This is a genomic window from Legionella santicrucis (assembly GCF_001468135.1).
Classification (GTDB): domain Bacteria; phylum Pseudomonadota; class Gammaproteobacteria; order Legionellales; family Legionellaceae; genus Legionella; species Legionella santicrucis.
Genome location: NZ_LNYU01000054.1, coordinates 1 through 21,544, shown reverse-complemented (window position 1 = coordinate 21,544; position 21,544 = coordinate 1). Strand labels below are relative to the sequence as shown.

Genomic DNA, 21,544 nt, shown 5'->3' with positions numbered 1-21,544 from the left:
CCCGTTCTGGGGGGGGGGGGCGAGTAGCTTACTCTTATTTTCTCGAAAAAGAAAATGCTTTAAGTTACGCTCGTGAAGCCGTACGTGAAGCCTTAATTAATTTGGAAGCTCGGCCTGCACCAGCAGGAACCATGCCAGTTGTACTTGGTCCTGGTTGGCCGGGTGTTTTGTTACATGAGGCAGTGGGGCATGGGTTGGAAGGTGATTTTAATCGCAAGGGATTGTCTGCATTTTCAGGACGTATTGGTGAGCAGGTTGCTGCACCAGGAGTTACCGTAGTAGATGATGGTACTTTAAAAGATAGGCGTGGTTCAATAACTATTGATGATGAAGGTACCCCTTCGCAATGTACTACCCTAATTGATAATGGTATTTTGGTGAATTACATGCAAGATAAACTGAATGCCAAATTGATGGGTATGCAATCTACAGGTAATTGTCGTCGCGAATCTTATGCACATGTACCTATGCCGAGAATGACAAATACTTATATGCTAGCTGGTTCATATGATCCTGAAGAAATTATCCGCTCTGTGAAACGCGGTTTGTATGCAGTTAATTTTGGTGGCGGACAAGTTGATATTACTTCTGGCCAATTCGTGTTCTCCGCGAGCGAAGCCTATCTTATTGAGGATGGAAAAATTACTGCTCCAGTTAAAGGAGCTACATTAATTGGTAATGGCCCTGATGTAATGAAAAAAATCAGTATGATAGGAAATGACTTGGGATTGGATCGCGGAGTTGGTGTTTGTGGAAAAGAAGGACAGTCAGTTCCAGTTGGTGTAGGACAACCAACACTAAAAATAGATGCTTTGACAGTAGGGGGAACTCATTAAAAACTATGATTAAGGTAGCCTCTGATTGTTTTGTTGGGCTATAGGCCCAACTTATAATTCTATCTGGCTTTTTGTATTCAGTCTTTTGGGCTTGCATTTGACAAAGCATATTTAACTTCCTAAAGTAAAATATATCAGCATGACATGGATTTAAGTCAAATCTAAAATGAGACAAAAAATAATATTTATCATAATGTTGTTTCTCAGCCCATTTTCTTATTGTAATCCTTTAAAAGTTGGTGTGGCAGTCTCAGGGCTCCCCATTTCCGAGAAGGTGGATACGGCTGATGGCCCTTATTATTTTGGTTTTTGTATTGATCTTATGAATGAGGTATGTAAACGGATTGATAAAAAATGTACTTATCGTGAAATAACTTTGAGCAATCAATTTGATGTTTTAGGACAGGGTAAGATCGATTTGCTCATTCTTCCAAGGCCTTATACCTCACTTGACTTTACACAATATGCTATGAGTGTTCCCTATGCTGTAAGCAAAATACAGTTTATTACCTTAAAAGAGAGCTCTATTAATAAAGTAGCTGATATAAAAAACAAAAAAATTGGCGTAATTAAAAATACTTTTTATAGCCTGTTGACTCAATCTCCTTATCATGACTCCAATAAAATTATCTCCTATAATTCAAACTCAGATCTCATATTAGGTTTAGTACATCATAAAATTGATGTTATTGCGCTTAATAATGCTCTTGCTTATATATTGATCAATAATAGTTATTACGATATTAAATTTGTAGGTTCTTCTTTATCCATGGGCGATGGTTATGGAATAATCGCTCTCCCAGATAAAGAGGCATTAATCAAGAAAATAAATGACGCGATTCTAAGCATAGAAAAAGATGGATCTTACGTTTCTATTTATCAAAAATATTATGCATATTAAATTTTGTTAAGCATGAAATTAGAGTTTTTTCCTCAGCTACCTCATTCTTCAAGAGCTTTTTTGACCTGCTAACTTATGAAGCAAAGAGCTAATCTCAAAAAGACGCTCTTCCGTCGAAGTGCTGTCTAAGGTAAAGCGCAAACATTGAGGACCGTCCATTTTATATCTTTTAGCATGTACTTGAATCAAACTTATCAAAACACCAGTGTCGATAGACGGGGCCTCACCAAACTCTATTTTACCTTGCTGGGCGCCGGCACTAATTTTTTGGATTCCCATTTTTCCTGCGTTTAATTTTAATTCAGTAATCAACAATAAATGTTTCACTTGTGGTGGTAATAGACCAAATCGATCAATTAGTTCAATTTGTAAATCATGTAATTGCTGATTATCTTTTGCATTAGAAATTCGTTTATACATAATAAGTCGATTATGGACATCTGAAATGTATTCTTCAGGAATGATTGCGCTAATCCGTAAATCGATCTCGGGTCCTTGATGCATAGGTGCAGATAATTCGGGTATTTTCCCTGCTTTTAAATCATTTACGGCTCTATCAAGCATTTCCATAAATAAATTAAATCCTATGGCATGCATATTACCACTTTGTTCCTCACCTAAAAGTTCTCCTGCGCCACGAATTTCCAAGTCATGCGTCGCTAAGGTAAATCCTGCTCCTAGATCTTCTAAGGAGACAATTGCTTCAAGGCGTTTAACGGCATCAGAAGTCAATGACTTTTCATTTGGGGTAAGCAAATAGGCATATGCTTGGTGATGAGAGCGTCCTACACGTCCACGCAACTGATGGAGTTGTGCTAAGCCAAATTTATCAGCTCGATCAATAATAATTGTATTTGCTGTAGGGATATCGATACCTGTTTCAATAATCGTTGTACATACCAAAACATTAAAACGATGATGATAAAAATCAGACATCACTCGTTCTAACTCACGCTCACGCATTTGCCCATGAGCACTACGAATTTTGGCCTCAGGCACTAAGGTTTGCAAATCCTCACAGATACGCTCAATGGTTTCCACATTATTATGTAAGAAAAATACTTGGCCACCCCTTAAAATTTCTCTTAAAATGGCTTCACGAACAATAGGATCCTTTTTTTCCTGCCAAAAAGTTTTAATCGCTAAGCGTTTCGCCGGCGGTGTAGTCATTAATGAAATATCGCGAATTCCTGCCATAGCCATATTCAATGTTCTGGGAATAGGAGTAGCTGTCATCGATAAAATATCTACATGGGTACGTAGCGCTTTGATATGCTCTTTTTGTTTGACGCCAAAACGATGTTCTTCATCGATAATAAGAAGCCCCAGGTTTTTAAAAGCAATACTGCTTTGGAATAGTTTATGTGTCCCTATAACGATGTCTACACTCCCTGATTTTAATCCAGCAAGCACGGCTTCACTTTCTTTACTGGAACGAAAACGTGAAAGTAGCTCGATATTAATAGGGAAATCGGCAAATCGATCTCTAAACGATTCAAAATGCTGTCCTGCCAAAAGTGTAGTTGGTACTAAGATACACACCTGTTTATTGCTTTGAACGGCTACAAAAGCTGCACGCATAGCTACTTCAGTTTTACCAAAACCCACATCACCACAAATTAAGCGATCCATTGGCCTCGAAGATTCCATATCTTTGATGATTTGTTCAATTGCTTGTAATTGATCAGGCGTTTCTGTAAAGGGGAAATCACTTACAAATTTAGCATAGTCACTGTGATCAACTTGATATTGATATCCAGGTTGTGCTTCTCTTTTTGCATAGAGGTCAAGAAGTTCAATTGCAACATCATGGATTTTTTCGGCAGCTTTTTTCTTTTCTTTTTGCCATTGATCGGTTCCGAGTTTATGTAGTGGTGCATGTTCGCTATCCACACCAGTATAACGGCTAATGAGATGAAGTGAGGTCACTGGAACATAAATTTTGTCTTCACCCGCATAGGCGAGAACTAAAAATTCGCTAGCCATCCCATTCGATTCAATATGTTGTAATCCTTGATAACGCCCCACACCAAACTGCAAATGCACTACAGGAGCACCGATACGTAATTCCGCCATATCCCGAATAATTAAGTCTGGATCAACCAATTTTTGTGAACTACGTCTTTGTGGTGTACTTTGCTCTCCAAATAATTGCGACTCAACAATAATCACAATATTATTCTGTATTAATTCACATCCGTAAATGAGGGCTCCAGTGCTGATATTGAGTTTAGCTGTATCATGAATAAAACTATCCCATGATGACTGTACTTTAGCAGTGAGTCCACTTGGTTTTAACAGATCAAGTAATACTTCACGACGTCCAGCACTTTCAACCACAATTAAATAGCGTCTAGAAAAATTAGAGCAATACTCACGTAGATGACTTAAAGGTTCTTGGGTTTTCCTATCGATGGGTAATTGTGGGCCAGGGGCAATCTCAAAATTCACTGCACCTTTTTTATCTGAGGCATGATGAAATAGGCGTAATTGTTCGTAAGTATTTGCTAAGGTTAGTAGCTCATTTGGATTAATAAAACAGGCTGAGGGAGACAAAATAGGCCTACTGATGTCGTATCGTCTTTGTTCAAAACGTTCATTTAACTCTTGCCAGAATTGCTCTGCTTTATCTTGAATGTTTTCAATGAAGCATACCTTAGCTGTGCTTGGAAGATAATCAAAAAAAGTGACTGTTTTTTCAAAAAACAAAGGAAGATAATATTCGATGCCAGACGGAAATTGCCCTTCACTGATTGCTTCATAAATCGGGCATTGGCTGGGGTTTCCAGGAAATAACTCTCTAAACGCACGTCGAAACATCAGTTGGCTTTGTTCGTTTAAAGGAAATTCTCTGGCGGGTAATACATTGATTTCTTTGATTTTTTCTATGGTGCGCTGCGTTTCAGTATCAAACTCTCGTAAACTTTCAATTTCATCATCAAAGAGTTCAATACGAAATGGTAAACCAGAACCCATGGGATAGACATCAATAATGGAGCCACGTAAAGCATACTCACCATGTTCGAGTACTTTATTGACACAATGATATCCAGATTGCTGGAGTTGGTTGCGAAAAGCGTTTAAGTCTAATTTCTGTCCTTCTTTAAGCATTAATGCATATTGATTCAAAAACTCAGGGGGACATAGCCTATGCATTAAGGTACTTGCTGATGTGATAATAATTGCATCAGTGACTTGTTGGATACGACTTAAAGCATACAGTCGTTCAGAAATAATATCCTGATGTGGCGAAAATTGGTCGTAAGGTAATGTTTCCCAATCAGGAAAAAACAGTAATTCTTGAGACGAAGTTGAATTAAGAAAAAATGTTAGCTCTGCTTGTAGCTGATTGGCACTCAGATTATCTTGTGCGATCAAGAGCTTAATCCCAGATGTTTGTTGGCAATACTCTGCCAGTGCAAGTGCCAAGCTACTGCCATGGAGTTGTCCCCATGTTTGTTTGGCTTGTGTTGGTTGGAAGAGCAGGGTACTTATGGACATAGCTTGGTTAATCGGCTGAAAAATCAGCTATTATACCTGATCTGTTGCTTAGGTTGTATCTTAAAATTGTCGATTATGCTCATTCAAGTGGTCTTAGGACCAGTAATGCAAGAAAAAAATATAAATACAATTGATAAAAATGTGCTTAGTAAAGAATGGTGTATTGCTAAGAGCAGTGAATACAAGCAGTACCTAGCTAATTTCAAGTGTGATGTGGATTCAAACATTCAAAGCCTTACCCTTTTACATAATCCCTAGCTAATGTTTATCAAAAATAGGGAGCAATGAAGAAGTGGGTATCAGTGTGAATGAAAAGACTCAATTGTTTCTGATTCGATAAACGTGCTTCCATAACGAAAATTGAATAGCCTCGTTAATCTTCCCCTCATTTTTTTATATTTAAATAGTAAATAGGCAAGTATTAATTTTTAGGGGCTATATTATGCCAAGAGACAATGTCAATACAGAACAATATCTAGTAATTAGAAATTTAAACAATTATCTCAAATATCATAATTTACCACTCAAAGTAGGTGAAGATGGAATTTGTCATGCATTATCTACCTTGTACATTCAATATACATTAGAGGGAAAGGAGAAAGAGTTTGAAAAGCTTTTATCGTTTATAGCCCAAAAGACTCCGGTGGGGAGCAATGAGTTTCCCGATGCAGAACTATTTATTTTGGTTGAAAAGATAATTGCTTTGCAAGAGGGGAAAAGTACGCGTAATAAATACAGTCAATCCAACTCCCATGAACAGTTACAGGTAAATGGACAAAATTTGGGATCAGTTTTTCAAATAGGTCTTAAAACCAATCTTGATAACTGGGCCCAAATAGTAAGGGATATCAATTTAAGAGACAATGAAGTCATGCGTGTCAGTACCTTACAGCATACTATTGCAATTGCACGCGATGAAAGTGGCGGTTATAAAGTATATGACCCAAATAACTCAAAAATAAATCAAAAATTTGATAATGAAAGAGAAATGGTCCAGTGGTTATCCAAAGAGGCATTTAATTTTTCCTTAGTTTCTTCGGGTACGCTGGATATGAATATAAGTGTCATTAGTCATGAGCCAAGCCCAATTGATAGAAATTTTCCCAGTAAAAACGATCTTCTGGATCAATATCTAACGCCAGAGCAAAAAAAGATAGATTCCAAGTTGGGTGGTGGTTTGCACTTTGCAATGAAATTTGATGATGCTGAGGCTGCTGAGTATATTTTAAATGATAGCGGGCTCAACTTAACGCATTTAGGTGATGATGAGGTTCGCTGCATCGCATTATGTGCCATTGTCCGTGATTCAGCCAATGCGTTAGGTGAACTCATAGACATATTGGAAAATGAAAAAAAGGATATTCTTGACGCTGCCTTTCGGTACGCTTTGTCTTCTGGTAGTGCTAGATGCATAGGGAGATTTTTGGAAAATGATCATATCCAGCGTCTCTATAATAATTGCATAGAACTTAACTATGCAGAAACTGCAAAGAGAGTGTTCCAGGGTATGAATGAGCAGTTAATTGATAAAGTAGTAAATGATGTTTTGGAAAAACGGGGACAAGAAGTTTTTACGCCTCAACTTGTAGCGGAATTGATAAAAATATCCATAGAAAAACAAAATTCTCATGCTATAAGCCTTCTTGCCAAAAAAATAGCTAATTTTGATCAAATCATTTCTAGTAATGACTGTTTAGAGTTTTTAAAAGTAGCTATAGAGAACAATGATCCATTAATGGTTAGAGCATTAATTACTAATCTCAATATAAAAGAAGAAAAGTTAAACTGCTTAAATATGGGATTGTCAGTAATTAATAAGTACAATGTCGAGATTTTTACCACCTTACAAGAAAAGGGTTATGAATTTACGCCCCAGGCAGCTGAATTAATTGAGAGCAAGAAAACTCAAGGTATTGGTATTTTAAAGAGTTTGGGAATAGCCTTGATACGTTTTTCAGAGTTTCTTACCAATCAAAACAAGATTCAAGTAGATAATGATAAGGTCAGTCAATTCTCTCCCAGGGAAGTATCTGATAATGATGAGAAAAATATTACCCCCATTGAAGATAATAGTGGGTTCCCAAAGCACCAGATTATTTTTGCGACTGATGATGAAAGTGAAGAGGACGAATTGAAAAGTGATGCTCAATCTTTAAAGCAGAATGTGCATGTCTTCAAGGAGTTCAAAGAAAAACTTTATTCCATTATCTCATCCTCAAGAGAGGCTGAAACAAAAACAGAGACTAAAGAGAGCTCATTTAATGTAACTCCTTAATTAACTCACGTTAATTAAATGGTGAGTCATTTATTTTGATCTCAAAATAATTTAATAAGGCAATAACTTCTGGGAATGAAAAATGTGCGTTTTTGATGCTATTTTCGTTGGGATTAATGCCGTAGTTCATCGCGTTTGTAAAATCAGCAGAAGTGAAATTCGTATGGACAAATAAACTATTAAGTAAATCAGTTCCTGCAAAATAAGCATGGCTTAAATTGGCTTCTCGAAAATCAACCTCATGAGCTTTGCATTCTTCCATTTGCAGATCAGTGAGTTCTAAACCATAAAAACTGGAGTGACTCACATTACTGTTATAAAAATAGAGTGGACTTGTAAGTTTGACTAGAGGCCAACTCAACTCGGTCCAATTTATCCCTATGAGTTTTGAGTTTTTAAAGGAAACTTCTGAAAATTTGCAATTTGGAAATTTTGCGAGGCTAAGATCACAAGATTCAAAATCACAATCAATAAATTTAGTATTACTAAAAATTGTTTCGAGGAATTTGCATTGTTTGAACTGGCAATTTTCAAAAGTCATCAACTCTATTCGTTTTTTTGTAATATTTAATTGTGTGAATGTTTGTTCAATATAGGTCGTTTTATGAAAAGGATGTGTCATTCATTTTCGCTAATGAGTTTGGATGCTCTTATAATACTTAACGTTCGTTTCGGAATAAAGAATTCGTTCTTATCTTGATCTGTTCGAACTAAGAAAGTGCGATTTTGGATGCAAACTATTTGGATAAAAGTTCTTCGAATCAATCAGAAAAAAATAGTTCAAGTCAAGACTGTTTTTTTAATTATTGTTTGTATAAAATAGCGATGGCTTAATTCCTTTCCTAATACCACAAACCTGTGGATATTTCTTTAAGTAAATATTGAGTTTTTTCTCTAGCTTTTTAAGAGCCTTTGTTTTATCTGGGTTTTCGATATATTTAAATAAGTTTATTTCTGTAAGTTATACACATTTTCTGTGGATAAGTCTGTTTATAGGTTGTCAAATATCTTGTACTAATTGGAGATTAATGGATGATGTATTATTTCTCACAGTGTTTTTATGAGGATTGTAAGTGGTTATGGACAGAGTCATATTGAATCATTTTTCTGTGTGGCGCTTAGAGGATTTGCAAGAATAATAACGTAGATAACTGTGCTTTTATGACAGTACTTATTTTAGTTTTATAGCCTATAATCATACTTTTTGTATAACATATTCCATGTTGAAATCTTCAGCTAATTATGAGACGTTTAATAAAAATTCGTTGAATGCATCGATTCTTAGTCGTAGCAACAGATTACTTTCTGCTATTGCACAAAAATTTCCCATTCATTTTGATACAAAACAATTCGATTTTTATCCTTTTTGTAATGAAATGGGTTATAAAAATGTCATGAGAAAATTAAAGCGAATTCAAACACAGAATACTCAGCAAATAAAAGTGGCTTTGTTATTTGGTGAATCAAACTTTATTTCGATGTTACCGGCATTAATAGGCGTTGCCGATTTGATTTTATTGGCAGATATAGAGCCAAGTCAGCATAAGCATCTGAAGTTTATGTTAAATTGTTTAAAGCAATCAGACTCTCCAGCACAATTTATAGATAGCTATGCACAAAGTAACAATCCATTATATCAAGGCCAGTGGCAGGATAAGTCATCAGATTTTCAGCTAATAAATATGTCAAAAGATAATTTGAAACGTGTATTTAATAATGCAAACTATCCGGCACAATCTCTCTTAAATTATCACTTTTTACACAGCGTCAAAAATTTTTTAAAATGCAAAAGGGCTATGCAAGAGCTTTTTATCCTACAAATTGAGTTCGATTTGGGAGATACATCCGCATGTAACAAATTGGCTGAATTATTCAGACAATATAATGCCTGTTTAACCTTATGTAATTTTACCAATATTCATCACTATGTGGAAAATATAACGTTATTTGATTCAATCCCTAAGTTGCTAAATCACAATAATGATTGTTTAATTATGTATTCAACGGGGCCCGCGGCTGATTTAAAAACAAATCTCTATATTGGCATAGGTCATTATTTTTCTTATATTTTTAACCAGGAAAAAAATCCTCCTGTCAGACAGCACATAACATCACTAGATACAGAACATTCATCCAAGTTTATTTTTAAAGATAAAAAAATAAAAGATAAGAAAATTCCTTTTACAAAATTTAGTTTGTACCAGTTAACTGGATACGAAATATCGGATGATAATTACCGTGATTATTTTTTCTCTCATCTCAATCACCATATGTTTGAGCATTTATATACTACGTTTTTAACTGAAAAAAAACATGCTAATTATGTTCCTGAAATCATGATGGCTTATAATCTTTACAAGTTAGATACAGAAAATAATCTAGAAATAGAAACAAAAGATAACGCGGGGATAAAATCTTCGAGTAAAAATAAAACAGGATATTTTTCCTCATTTTTTCGATTTTTTGCTTCGACGAATAGGCCCGAACATCAATATCCGCTCATAAAACAAACCCATAAAATATGTCAAAATTGAGGCTTATAGGATACCCAATCCTGCCTTCAATATTTTGTTATTTTCGTGAAAGAGCAAATCTATTTTCTATTTGAGCATTGTGTCTATATCAAAATTGGTCCTGCATGAGCGAGGACGATATCAAACTCTTTAAGCCGATGGTAGTATTTTTAAGCTGAACGCATCAAAGTAAAATTAGGAGATCTTGACCTAAACTCATGTTCGTTTTTATACAAAGCGATGACTTAAGCATCATTTGAAGCTTCGGTTTCAATAAGTTCTAATTCGTCTAACGCTATATCTACGGATTCAATTTTTTGAAAACGTGATGTGATCTTCTTGGCCGAAGTATTTACATCATTGACATCCTGATGAGCTAAATTAATGTGTTTGGACAATTTATCCATTCGTTTTTCAAAGCGTTGAAAATCATCTGCGAGCGCTTGCAAATGTTTTTGAATAATATGAACTTGTTTGCGTGTGGCATCATCTTTCAGTACTGCTTTAGCGGTAGTAAGTACGGCCATCAACGTGCTTGGAGAGACCAGCCATACCTTTAATCTTTGTGATAGGGCAATCAAGTCTGGATAATTGGCATGGATTTCTGCAAAAATAGATTCAGCCGGAATAAACATCATAGCCCCATCAGTTGTTTCATTCGGAATGATGTATTTATCTGCAATGTCTTTAATATGTTTTTGAATATCTTGTCGAAATTGCTGTTGTAATGATTTTTTTTCCATTGTACCTGGATCAGCGTTGCTGAGTCGTTGATAGGTTTCCAGAGGGAATTTAGCATCAATAACCACATTCCCAGAGGGTTCAGGCAAAAATAAGATGCAATCAGCCCGTTTTTGATTGCTCAATGTATATTGCGTTTGAAAGTGAGTGGCAGGAATCATATTACTGATGAGTGTTGAAAGCTGTACTTCACCAAAAGCCCCACGTGCTTTTTTATCAACAAGAACATCTTGCAGGCTTACAACATGATTCGATAATTCCGTAATTTTCTTTTGTGCTTCATCAATAATAGTCAGTCGTTTGACTACATCAATAAAAGTCGAGGAGGTTTTTTCAAAACCTTCGGTTAATTTATGATTGACTTGTTGCGTTAAACTATGAAGGTGATTACGAATTTCTTCAGTCAGCAATTGTAAGTGAGAGGTAAGCGAACTCGCATGCTGCTTAAAACTATGGTTTATTTGTTCACGAACATCCGTCATTTGTTTTTGAACAGTATCATGGATGAGCTGTTGTGTTATTAATTGTCCTTGGGCAATTTTTTCACTAATATCGAGGTGTATTTGATGTATTTCTGTGGTAAATGTGCTGAGAATTTTCTCTTGATATTGTTTATTAAGGTTGTTTAATTGATGTTGTTTTACTAAAAGCCAAACTACTATTAAAAACTGGAGGGCTAAAGCACATGCTATGCCCTCAATTAAGGATATTGACGATAAAAATTGCATTCATTAGTCCAATAATTGACTGAGTTTAATCGGAAGATCGTGTTGATAAACCGGTTTAAATTGCCCATAATCGGTTAAATGTAAATAACCCACCGAAAGCTGATCCTCTGCTAATTGAGCGGAATTGTCAAAGCTAAAGTGAATTATTTGTCTTCCTGGTTCCAGCCATAGTGCACTTTGAGCGGTTTCCACTGGAATATTTTCACCCGCAGCATTTTTTTTGTAGAGAATGCTTTGTAATGCATAACGACTTGCAGTGGCAACATCTGCAGTTACAGCGAAAGTTAATGGTTTCGAAGATGTCTTCTTAATACTGACTAAACCTGCTGATGGTATGGAATAGGAAAATGCAGCCCGTCCAGTGCGGTAAGTAGGACTATTTTCTTCAAGCTCACTCGTTACACCGACTTCGATATACCAATTCTCACCATGTGTATTTATATCTGAAAGTAAAAGCCCACTTGCCTCATATTGATTGCGCTTTATTTCTTTTAATTTAAGAGAAATACTCTGATTATTAGGACCGATTAATGTAGCATTGATGTCATCAATAGGATAAGACGTTTCATTATCTTTTAAAGTGATAGTGGCATTAAATTGATCACCGTATTGATACCGCAATGCAGCAGGCTCTATTTGTAAGTAGAGTAACGAATATTTTTCAAAAACATGAATCAGATAAGCATTTGACTCATTGTGAGACTTTATTTTTTTGCTTTTGATGACGAAATTGCCTATGCCTAATTCAGGTTTGATTTGCAACATCGTTTGGTGGGTTCCTATTTTTAGTGACTCATCGATGGCTTCATCTTGGCTGTATAAAGACGATGCATCTTTCAAACTCATGAATGGGTTCGAAGCGCTTTTAAGCTCTAATGCAGGAATGGCTTTATCTTCTAAAGGAATAATACGTACTACGGCGCCTGGTGCATGGAGAGCTAAGGTAACTCCTTGCTCTAGTTGCGTTGCTGTTACTTTTTTGGTGTAGCTATAGCTTTTTTGGACATTACTGCTTGCGTTCTTCAAAGGAACTTCAGCAATCTGCCAGCGGTCTTGTAGGTTTTCATGAGATAAAGTATCACAGGTCTCGCAATCATAAGATTTGATTGGGTGTTGAGGTAAGTTGTATGCATTTACCTGAGCAAAATAAAACAATGACAATAAAGTAAGCGTAGTTCTCATCAAGCAGCTCCTTCTGAATCGATGACAGAGGTAAGTATTTTTTCCAAACCAAAACATGAATGTCTGCTCTGATTATGGCTTAGGGTCAAATGATCCTCTAATTTATCTTTATCATAAAACCAAATTGTGCCAGCAACTGTTTGTGAGCTGCAATTTAAAAAGCCATCAGCGCAACTGTCTAAATAAAGTTTGGCGATTTTTAGACCACTGTTAAGAATATAACCATTGCAATAACTGGATGAATTAAGAGGGGAGGCTATAACATCAGTACCTATGACAGCCTTAAATGGTTTAGGTAAGGTAGGGCGACTTTTTGTACCAAACAAAAGCTCTTCATTATAAATGTACATATCACCAACACGTTGCTGTTTGATAGCATCCCCAGTATAGCCTAATAACCAGCTCAGGCTGGCCTCAAAAACTCCACCATTAAGTAAGGCATCAGCTAGGGGGGTTCCTCCGCTGGATGGCGCTAGGGCAATAACTTGATCGATTTTATTTTTTAGCTGCAGATAACGACTGTCATAGGTTGGGTTAGAAAGAATCCAACGAATGACATTCGCGCCATTAGAATGGGTATATACAATTAATGAGCTAATTTTTTTATCTGCTATAAAATTCAATAATTGATCTGCTGTACATCCAGCCGCATCTTCATCCCACATATATTTGCTGAAATCACAGTGCACTACGTAATAATTTTCGGGGTTTGGAAGGGCTTGAATGAGGCTTTGAATAAAGTCGGTTTTCCAGTAGCCTCCCTCAGCATCATCACGATGATCTTTGGTGCCATGTACTAATGCAATCCCTAAATTGCCGTCAGGCTCTGGAAGTGAATAAATCCATGAAGAAAATAGAAGCAAACACAAAGTGATTAAAATACGCTTAAAATCCATTTTATTATCCTAGATTATATTAAATCAGCATGTATCTATAGCATATTTTTTAGTGATAAACTAATGTTTTTAAGAGAATTATAAGCATTAAATTTGTGCCTTGTAATTATGTTTTAGATGGATGGTAATGAATGATTATTGATGAAATAAAGGAACAAGTGGCAAAGCTAAAAGATAAGATAAGACAGTATGATTATCATTACTATGTACTGGATGAGCCCTTAGTACCTGATGTCGAGTATGATCGGTGTTTTCGTGCGTTACAAAATTTAGAAGCGAAGCATCCTGAGTTATTGTCCGCTGATTCACCAACACAACGTGTTGGTGGTACTCCTGCAGATGCGTTTGCACCCGTAACTCATAGACAGCCCATGTTGTCCTTGTCAAACGTCTTCAGTGAAGAAGAGTTGCAAGCATTTATTAAACGAGTCACTGAAAAATTAGATGAGCCGGTTCAGCAATTAATTTTTATTTGTGAGCCCAAATTGGATGGTCTTGCTGTAAATATTACTTATGAAAATGGAATATTAGTTTATGCAGCTACTCGTGGCGATGGAACTACAGGTGAAAATATTACCGCCAACATTAAAACTATTGCAGCAATACCTTTAGTTTTAAGAACTAATAAGCCACCTCGTTTTATTGAAATACGTGGCGAAGTATACATGCCCAGAGCAGGATTTGAGGAATACAATAAAAAAGCCAAAAAATCGGGTGAAAAAATCTTTGCGAATCCACGTAATGCAGCTGCAGGAAGCTTACGGCAATTGAATCCTGCTGTAACAGCAAGCAGACCATTAGCAATTTATTGTTATGGTATTGGCGCTTGTGAAGATTATCGTTTACCAAGCACTCATTGGGAGCAATTGCAATTACTAAAAGAGTTTGGTTTTAGAGTTTCCGCTGAATCAAAAAAAGAGGTAGGGATTAAAGGTTGTTTGGATTATTACCGTAATATGCTTACAAAACGTGACCAGCTTCCTTTTGAAATCGATGGCGTTGTTTATAAAGTTGACAGTATTTCTTTGCAACAACAATTGGGTTTTATTTCGCGAGCCCCACGTTTTGCTTGCGCCCATAAATTCCCAGCTACTGAAGAAATAACGGAGATTTTGGCAGTTGATTTTCAAGTCGGAAGAACGGGGGCGTTAACTCCTGTGGCTCGTTTAGCTCCAGTGAATGTTGCTGGAGTTACTGTTAGTAATGCTACCTTGCATAATATGGATGAAATTACTAGAAAAGATATTCGAATAGGGGACAAAGTGATCATTCGTCGAGCTGGCGATGTTATTCCTGAGGTAGTTTCAGTTGTTTTGGAACAACGACCAGTAGATACTAAGACAATTTGTTTACCCCTAAAATGCCCTGTTTGTGATTCTGATGTTGTTCGTGAGGAAGGTGAGGCGGTTGCGCGTTGTATTGGTGGTTTGTTTTGCAAGGCTCAATTAAAAAGAATGATGTGGCATTTTGCTTCTCGTAAGGCAATGCATATTGAAGGATTAGGTTCTGTTTTAATTGAACAATTGGTTGACGAAGGCATTATACGTCATCTCCCCGATCTTTATATGCTTGATGTTTCTACATTGGTAAATCTTCCACGTATGGGGGAGAAGTCAGCAAAAAACTTATTACAAGCATTAGAAAATAGTAAAAAGACCACATTAAGTCGTTTTCTTTATGCTTTAGGAATCCGCGAAATTGGTGAGGCAAGTGCCCGGGTATTAGCAGCGCATTTTGGAGATATTGAAGCAATTTCAAAAGCAACGGAAGAGGAACTCATGGGCTTGGAGGATATGGGTCCTGTTGGGGCTGCAAATATAGTACATTTTTTTGCACAACCCCATAATCTGCACGTGATTCAACATTTGTTAGAATTGGGGATTTATTGGCCCAAAATTGAGAAAAAACAACAGAATAAGGAACATCCTTTATTTGGGAAAACAGTGGTCCTCACTGGAACCTTAAATACACTGAGTCGTGAAGAGGCTAAAGCAAAATTGCTCATTGTGGGGGCTAAAGTAAGTGGTAGTGTCTCGGCGAAAACAGATTATGTGATTGCTGGTACTGAGGCAGGATCCAAGCTTGATAAAGCAACTAATTTAGGGGTTTCTATTTTAGATGAAGAACAATTTCTTCATCTGTTATAAATTGATATGAGTTCAGAATAAGGATTTTATTTGAATCGTATACACCGAATAATTTTCATTTTTATGCTTTTTAAAGATCTAGGCTGTGTGTATGCATGGCCAGGGGTTTTAAATAATCCTTATCCTCAAAGTGAATCAAAAGAGAATATTTATTACTCTTCTTTTTCGGAACAACCTAAAACATTAGATCCAGCTCTTTCTTATTCTTTAAATGAGTATCTTTTTATTGCTCAAATTTATGAACCATTATTGGAATATGATTATCTATTAAGACCTTATCGATTAACTCCTTTAACAGCAACACAAATGCCACAACTAAAGTATCTTGATGAACAAGGAAATGTACTCCCTGCAAAGGGTCAGGTTACTCCGAGTTATAGTGTGTATACTATTAATATTAAAAAAGGAATTTACTATCAACCCCATCCTGCGTTTGCCAAAGATGAAAAAGGAGCATACCGTTATCATCATTTATCAGAAGACTATTTGGATGATGCAGAGATTCATCAATTATCAGATTTTAAATACAAGGGTACTCGAGAGTTAATTGTTGATGATTATATTTATCAAATGAAGCGTTTAGCTAATCCAGCAGTGAGCTCGCCAATTTATGGACTCATGAGCAATTATATTGTTGGTTTTGAAAAATACGGACAAACACTTCCTAACACTCATCAATACATTGACTTGCGTCGTTATCCCTTGGCGGGGATTAAAAAGATCGATGATTATACGTTTGAAGTTACTTTAAAGGGAGTATATACCCAGTTTTTATTTTGGCTTGCTATGAGTTTTTTCGCACCTGTACCCTGGGAGGCGGATCTTTTTTATTCTCAACCAGGAATGGCAGATAATAATATTACACTGAGTTGGTATCCAATCGGTACTGGTTCTTTCATGCTGGTTGAAAACAATCCTAACCGCAGTATGGTATTACAAAAAAATCCTAATTTTAGGGAGGTGTATTATCCCAGTCATGGTTCCGCAAGAGATAAGAAATTAGGGTATTTAGATAATGCAGGTAAGCGTCTTCCTTTGGTGGACCGAGTAGTTTTTACCTTGGAAAAAGAATCGATACCTCGTTGGAATAAGTTTTTACAAGGTTATTATGATAATTCAGCAATTGGCTCAAACAGTTTTGATCAGGCTATCCATATTAATCGACATGGAGATGCAACTCTAACTCGAGAAATGCGTAAAAAGCATATGTATTTAACGCAAACGGTACAGCCCAGTACTTATTATATGGGTTTTAATATGCTCGATAGCGTTGTAGGTGGTTTTAGTGAACGCGCTCGTAAGTTAAGGCAAGCTATTTCTATTGCCGTAAATTATGATGAAGAAATCGCTATTTTTTATAATGGACGGGGATTCGCTGCACAAGGGCCAATACCACCTGGTATTTTTGGCTATAAAGAAGGCAAAGAAGGAGTCAATACTTCCATTTATCAATGGGTAAATGATGAAGCAACACGTAGGCCGATTAGTGATGCGAAACAATTAATGATTGAGGCCGGTTATCCAGGTGGTATTGATCCAAAAACAGGCAATCCATTGATTCTTCATTATGATGTGACCTCATCGGGAGGACCAGAAGATAAATCTTTATTTGATTGGATGCGTAAGCAATTTGCAAAAATTGGTATTGATTTGAATGTAAGAGCAACTCTATATAATCGTTTTCAAGAAAAAATGCGTACTGGAGAGACCCAGATATTTAGTTGGGGCTGGGTGGCCGATTATCCCGATCCAGAAAATTTTTTGTTTCAATTATATGGAGGTAATGGCAAGGTAAAATTTGGTGGTGAAAATGCTGCTAATTATGAAAATCCTGAGTTTGATCGTTTATTTAATTTAATGAAAAATCGAGAAAATGATTCACAAAGACAGCAGCTCATTGATGCTATGGTGAATATTGTAAGACATGATGCTCCCTGGATCTGGGGTATTAATCCCGAAGAGTTTGTATTATCCCAAAGTTGGGTCTCACATGTTAAGCCTAATGCTATGACTTATGGAACATTAAAATATACAGCGATAAATGTAGTAAAGCGAAATGCACTGCGACAAGCCTGGAATCGGCCTATTTTTTGGCCTTTAGGGTTGTTATTTTTGCTTCTTTTGATTTTGATTCTGCCTTTGCTGATTGCTTATCACAAGAAAGAAAAACAACCCGCAAAAAGGATTTGATATATTATGATTAAGTATTTGTTGCGTCGAATTACTTATTCAATTCCCATTCTTTTGGGGATTAATCTGCTTACTTTTATTTTGTTTTTTATGGTGAACACACCTGATGATATTGCACGCATGCACCTAGGACAAAAATATGTTGCACAGCAAGTTATCGATGATTGGAAAACGACACATGGTTATAATTTACCCTTGTTTTACAATGAACAAAAAAATGGAATGCAAAAAATAACAGAAACGCTATTTTTTCAAAAATCCATGAAGCTTTTTACTTTTGATTTTGGTATTTCTGATGCTGGACGAGATATCAGTGAAGACATTACTTATAGAATGTGGCCTAGCCTTTCAATTGCGTTACCAGTTTTATTTTTGGATATTATCAGCAATATTATTATCGCTATGGTGATGGCTTTTTTCAGAGGAACATATCTTGATTTAACTGGTGTCATCATTTGTATTATTTTAATGTCGATTTCCAGTTTGTTTTATATTATTGGAGGCCAATATCTTTTTGGGAAATTATTGCGTTTAGTTCCGATTTCAGGTTATGACGGTGGTTTTGACGCACTGAAATTTGTTATTTTGCCAATTACAGTCGCTGTTCTTAGTGGTTTAGGGGCCGGTGGACGTTGGTATAGAACTTTATTTTTAGAAGAAATCAATAAAGATTATGTTAAAACAGCTAGAGCAAAGGGATTATCTGAACAAAGAGTGATGTTCATTCATGTGTTAAAAAATGCTATGTTACCTATTTTAACCGGGGTTGTCGTACTTATTCCTTCTTTATTCATGGGGAGTTTAATTCTAGAATCCTTTTTTGGTGTACCTGGGTTAGGCAGTTATACGATTGATGCAATCCAGCAACAGGATTTTGCTATAGTAAGAGCAATGGTTTTTTTAGGATCTATTCTTTACATTATTGGTCTGGTTTTAACAGACTTTTCTTATATGCTCGTAGATCCGCGTGTAAAATTATCATAATTTATCGATCGAGGGAGGAGAACAAGATTTAAATACTGAGGATTCAGTCGACTTGGCCTGAAGATGAGTAAAAAGCTCCGTCCTAAGACTCTATTCTAGGCTTCGAGACCTGCCACAAAATTTAAACTAGAAAAATGATTTTGATCTGCACTTAGATATTCGTGCTAAGGCTTAACGACAGTATTATGCGCTTTCTCAGCATGAACGATTTAAGATGGAGACAGGCTCTAAATAAACTCTTGAGCCGAAACTCTCATAAATTTAATGATAATGCTATAAGATCAATCAAACATTAAGGAACAAAATGACCTTTGAATTTTTATGGACAGATAAATGTTTTCTTACTTTATTAGTCTTAAGCATCTTGGTTATTTTATTGAGCTTGCGTAAGCAACATGTTAGACGTTCTTTTTCCATTATTTTGCATAACCCAATTGCAGTAAGTGCGGGCATTATCCTTTTGTTTTTTATTACTATTGGTGTATTAGACTCTATTCATTTAATGCCAATGAATCACAAAGCAGAAACAACTATTACAATTCTTGATAATATTTTAGCTCCTATTGATCAAATTACAGAAAAAACCTATTCAGCTCCATTAGCGTTAAGGCAATTTATTAGTGAAACTGTTTTAATTAATGGTGTGGTCAAACAAATTTATCCGCCGCTTATTTATTCTGCCAAGATCAAAACTGAAAAGGAGAAAAAAAGGGTTATAACAAATACGTTCATTTATGCGTTGCAATGCAGTACTTTTGCGATTTTTATGAGTGGACTTGTATTAGTTATCATAAGATTCAGCCTGCGTTTAAAGCTTTTTAATTTAACTCCTACGAGTTTAAGTACCCTGATTACATTAGGTATACTTACCTTTTTTGTTGTATTTGGATATGAGTTATCACGAACATTTCATGTATTAGGTACAGGACAAATTGGACAAGATATATTTTATTTCACCATTAAAAGTATTCGTACTGGCTTGGTAATTGGTTTTTTAACTACATTGTTTATGTTGCCTTTGGCTTTATTTCTAGGAGTAGTAGCCGGATATTTTGGTGGTTTGGCAGATGATGTGATTCAGTATCTTTATACTACTTTAAGTTCAATTCCAGGAGTTTTATTAATTACCGCATCAGTTTTGTCATTACAAATATATATTGCCAACCATCCAGGACAATTTACTACTTTAGCCCAAAGCGCTGATGCACGTTTGTTAGCTCTTTGTTTCATTTTAGGAGTAACGAGTTGGACTAATTTATGCAGACTTTTGCGTGCTGAAACATTGAAATTACGTGAAATAGATTTTGTTTTGGCAGCGCGTGCTTTAGGTTCAAATTGGTTTACCATTATTCGTAAACATTTACTACCTAATGTCATGCATATTGTAGTTATTACTTTAGTATTAGATTTTAGCTTTTTAGTGATGGCTGAAGCATTACTCTCATATGTAGGGGCAGGTGTTTCACCAATGACCATTAGTTGGGGAAATATGATTAACAGCGCACGCCTTGAGTTGGCACGTGATCCAGTTATTTGGTGGCCTATGTTTGCTGCATTTCTTTTTATGTTTTTATTGGTACTAGCGATAAACTTATTTGCTGATGCTGTGAGAGATGCATTTGATCCCCATCAATCTCATGTTTAATTGGATCGCAAGTTGAGCCTTGATATATTAAGGCTCAACTGGGAGCAATTAGATTAACATCTAAGAGTAGAACTGGTATTAAGTATTAGATCTTCTTCAGTCTTTTTGTCTAAAGTAGCAAATACCGATTTAGTGTGAAATGGCTCAGTAGGTTCGTTGCTCTTTCTTGATAAACCAAGATTTTTTTCTGGATCACAAGTAGTATGTTGTACAGTTTCATTAACTTGTGGTTCATCAACTTGGGAGCTTGATTTTCTAGCGTTATATGCATTGACAGCAGCTTTAACTCCCATCCCAGCCAATCCACCAATAAGTAGAAATGGTGACCAAACAACAGCACCTATAGATTTTAAAACGCCTTTAACCGTTAAACCATCTTCATTGACGACACGTGAATGCATCATATCCATCATGCTTTTATTACCTGAATAACATTCTTTAGCACTGGAATAAAGATAGGCCAAACCGACTACACCATAAAGTGCTAGCGCCCCTAAACCAAAAGTTGCTGCACTAAACGCAGTTGCTGCTCCTACAGATGCGGCTCCTAAAGTCATTGATGAAGCAGCATAACCTGCAACACCCACAGTAGGGCTCAACAGTAAAGCAAGAATTATGGCAGGAATTAAGATCGCAGCACCTATTAATAATGCGCCTGAACCATAGTATGTGTATCCTCGATGAACATGAACAGAAGGACGAATCGGAGGGAAAATACGTACATGAGGATGACCATGCATATGTTGCATATGTGGATTGCCATGTACATGTACATGAGTAGGTACATGTGTAGGGCCAGGGTGATTGTGATAATGTCTAGGCAATTTTGTCTCCTTATAATTTAAGCCAAATTCGTCGCCAGTATAAAAGTAAAAGCTTAAGGTTTTATTAAGAAAATATTTGAGATGAATTTAAGCTCAGGGCGATTTCATCAAAGTTTAAAAACCTATCACTTTTCTCAAATATTTAGTAGAAAGGGCAGCTTTCAATCGTTTTAAAGCAATG

At 36.1% G+C, this 21,544-nt stretch carries 14 protein-coding genes; 8 read left to right on the top strand and 6 right to left on the bottom strand.

From position 1 onward, the window contains the following. Both Lsan_RS11145 and Lsan_RS11140 read left to right on the top strand, forming a co-directional pair. A partial coding sequence (locus Lsan_RS11145) for a metallopeptidase TldD-related protein (RefSeq protein ID WP_237762111.1) occupies window positions 1–836 on the top strand: 836 nt, incomplete at its 5' end. 166 nt (window positions 837–1,002) lie between these two features. Continuing rightward, entirely contained in the window at window positions 1,003–1,737 is a 735-nt protein-coding gene (locus Lsan_RS11140; RefSeq protein ID WP_083505126.1) for a transporter substrate-binding domain-containing protein, read from the top strand. A 48-nt stretch (window positions 1,738–1,785) separates the two neighbouring features. On the opposite strand, the gene mfd is transcribed toward Lsan_RS11140, so the two are convergent. Further along, the gene (gene mfd / locus Lsan_RS11135; protein WP_058514467.1) at window positions 1,786–5,238 is read right to left on the bottom strand and encodes a transcription-repair coupling factor; all 3,453 of its coding nucleotides are present in this window, start codon (window positions 5,236–5,238) and stop codon (window positions 1,786–1,788) included. A gap of 442 nt (window positions 5,239–5,680) precedes the next feature. Between mfd and Lsan_RS22985 the strand changes: the two genes are divergently transcribed. After that, window positions 5,681–7,513 (top strand): hypothetical protein, encoded by a 1,833-nt coding sequence (locus tag Lsan_RS22985; protein WP_237762110.1) that lies wholly within the window; start codon window positions 5,681–5,683, stop codon window positions 7,511–7,513. 10 nt (window positions 7,514–7,523) lie between these two features. Here the strand turns inward: Lsan_RS22985 and Lsan_RS11115 are convergent, their stop codons facing one another. Then, the gene (locus tag Lsan_RS11115; protein ID WP_058514466.1) at window positions 7,524–8,135 is read right to left on the bottom strand and encodes a pentapeptide repeat-containing protein; all 612 of its coding nucleotides are present in this window, start codon (window positions 8,133–8,135) and stop codon (window positions 7,524–7,526) included. A 598-nt stretch (window positions 8,136–8,733) separates the two neighbouring features. On the opposite strand from Lsan_RS11115, the gene Lsan_RS11110 reads away from it, so the two are divergent. Further along, window positions 8,734–10,047, top strand: a complete 1,314-nt coding sequence (locus Lsan_RS11110) for a hypothetical protein (protein WP_058514465.1) — start codon at window positions 8,734–8,736, stop codon at window positions 10,045–10,047. A gap of 224 nt (window positions 10,048–10,271) precedes the next feature. Here the strand turns inward: Lsan_RS11110 and Lsan_RS11105 are convergent, their stop codons facing one another. From Lsan_RS11105 to Lsan_RS11095, 3 genes are read right to left on the bottom strand one after another with little or no spacing between them, the layout of a single operon-like run. Next, entirely contained in the window at window positions 10,272–11,495 is a 1,224-nt protein-coding gene (locus tag Lsan_RS11105; protein WP_058514464.1) for a DNA recombination protein RmuC, read from the bottom strand. Window positions 11,496–11,498: 3 nt separating this feature from the next. Continuing rightward, window positions 11,499–12,677 carry a DUF4785 domain-containing protein gene (locus Lsan_RS11100; protein WP_058514463.1) on the bottom strand — a complete coding sequence of 393 codons (1,179 nt, stop codon included), beginning with the start codon at window positions 12,675–12,677 and terminating at the stop codon, window positions 11,499–11,501. Continuing rightward, window positions 12,677–13,573 carry a hypothetical protein gene (locus tag Lsan_RS11095; protein ID WP_058514462.1) on the bottom strand — a complete coding sequence of 299 codons (897 nt, stop codon included), beginning with the start codon at window positions 13,571–13,573 and terminating at the stop codon, window positions 12,677–12,679. Before Lsan_RS11095 ends, Lsan_RS11100 begins: the two co-directional genes overlap by 1 nt. Window positions 13,574–13,704: 131 nt before the next feature. Here Lsan_RS11095 and ligA point away from each other — a divergent pair, with 131 nt between their 5' ends. The 4 genes from ligA (at window position 13,705) to Lsan_RS11075 (ending at window position 20,539) form a co-directional block, all read left to right on the top strand. Continuing rightward, window positions 13,705–15,720, top strand: a complete 2,016-nt coding sequence (ligA, locus tag Lsan_RS11090) for an NAD-dependent DNA ligase LigA (RefSeq protein WP_058514461.1) — start codon at window positions 13,705–13,707, stop codon at window positions 15,718–15,720. Between the two features lie 63 nt (window positions 15,721–15,783). After that, window positions 15,784–17,910 carry an ABC transporter substrate-binding protein gene (locus tag Lsan_RS11085; RefSeq protein WP_237762116.1) on the top strand — a complete coding sequence of 709 codons (2,127 nt, stop codon included), beginning with the start codon at window positions 15,784–15,786 and terminating at the stop codon, window positions 17,908–17,910. Window positions 17,911–17,916: 6 nt separating this feature from the next. Continuing rightward, a complete protein-coding gene (locus Lsan_RS11080; RefSeq protein WP_058514459.1) occupies window positions 17,917–18,894 on the top strand; it encodes an ABC transporter permease in 978 nt (325 codons plus the stop codon). Between the two features lie 304 nt (window positions 18,895–19,198). Next, window positions 19,199–20,539, top strand: a complete 1,341-nt coding sequence (locus Lsan_RS11075; RefSeq protein ID WP_058514458.1) for an ABC transporter permease — start codon at window positions 19,199–19,201, stop codon at window positions 20,537–20,539. Between the two features lie 53 nt (window positions 20,540–20,592). On the opposite strand, the gene Lsan_RS11070 is transcribed toward Lsan_RS11075, so the two are convergent. Beyond that, window positions 20,593–21,363, bottom strand: coding sequence for a hypothetical protein (locus Lsan_RS11070; RefSeq protein ID WP_237762109.1), 771 nt, complete (start codon window positions 21,361–21,363; stop codon window positions 20,593–20,595). Window positions 21,364–21,544 lie beyond the last annotated feature (181 nt).

Excerpts from the sequence above, each read along its gene's own strand:
- Lsan_RS11140 (WP_083505126.1), top strand. The coding sequence starts at position 1,003 with ATGAGACAAAAAATAATATTTATCATAATGTTGTTTCTCAGCCCATTT.
- mfd (WP_058514467.1), bottom strand. The coding sequence starts at position 5,238 with ATGTCCATAAGTACCCTGCTCTTCCAACCAACACAAGCCAAACAAACA.
- Lsan_RS22985 (WP_237762110.1), top strand. The coding sequence starts at position 5,681 with ATGCCAAGAGACAATGTCAATACAGAACAATATCTAGTAATTAGAAAT.
- Lsan_RS11115 (WP_058514466.1), bottom strand. The coding sequence starts at position 8,135 with ATGACACATCCTTTTCATAAAACGACCTATATTGAACAAACATTCACA.
- Lsan_RS11110 (WP_058514465.1), top strand. The coding sequence starts at position 8,734 with ATGTTGAAATCTTCAGCTAATTATGAGACGTTTAATAAAAATTCGTTG.
- Lsan_RS11105 (WP_058514464.1), bottom strand. The coding sequence starts at position 11,495 with ATGCAATTTTTATCGTCAATATCCTTAATTGAGGGCATAGCATGTGCT.
- Lsan_RS11100 (WP_058514463.1), bottom strand. The coding sequence starts at position 12,677 with ATGAGAACTACGCTTACTTTATTGTCATTGTTTTATTTTGCTCAGGTA.
- Lsan_RS11095 (WP_058514462.1), bottom strand. The coding sequence starts at position 13,573 with ATGGATTTTAAGCGTATTTTAATCACTTTGTGTTTGCTTCTATTTTCT.
- ligA (WP_058514461.1), top strand. The coding sequence starts at position 13,705 with ATGATTATTGATGAAATAAAGGAACAAGTGGCAAAGCTAAAAGATAAG.
- Lsan_RS11085 (WP_237762116.1), top strand. The coding sequence starts at position 15,784 with ATGCTTTTTAAAGATCTAGGCTGTGTGTATGCATGGCCAGGGGTTTTA.
- Lsan_RS11080 (WP_058514459.1), top strand. The coding sequence starts at position 17,917 with ATGATTAAGTATTTGTTGCGTCGAATTACTTATTCAATTCCCATTCTT.
- Lsan_RS11075 (WP_058514458.1), top strand. The coding sequence starts at position 19,199 with ATGACCTTTGAATTTTTATGGACAGATAAATGTTTTCTTACTTTATTA.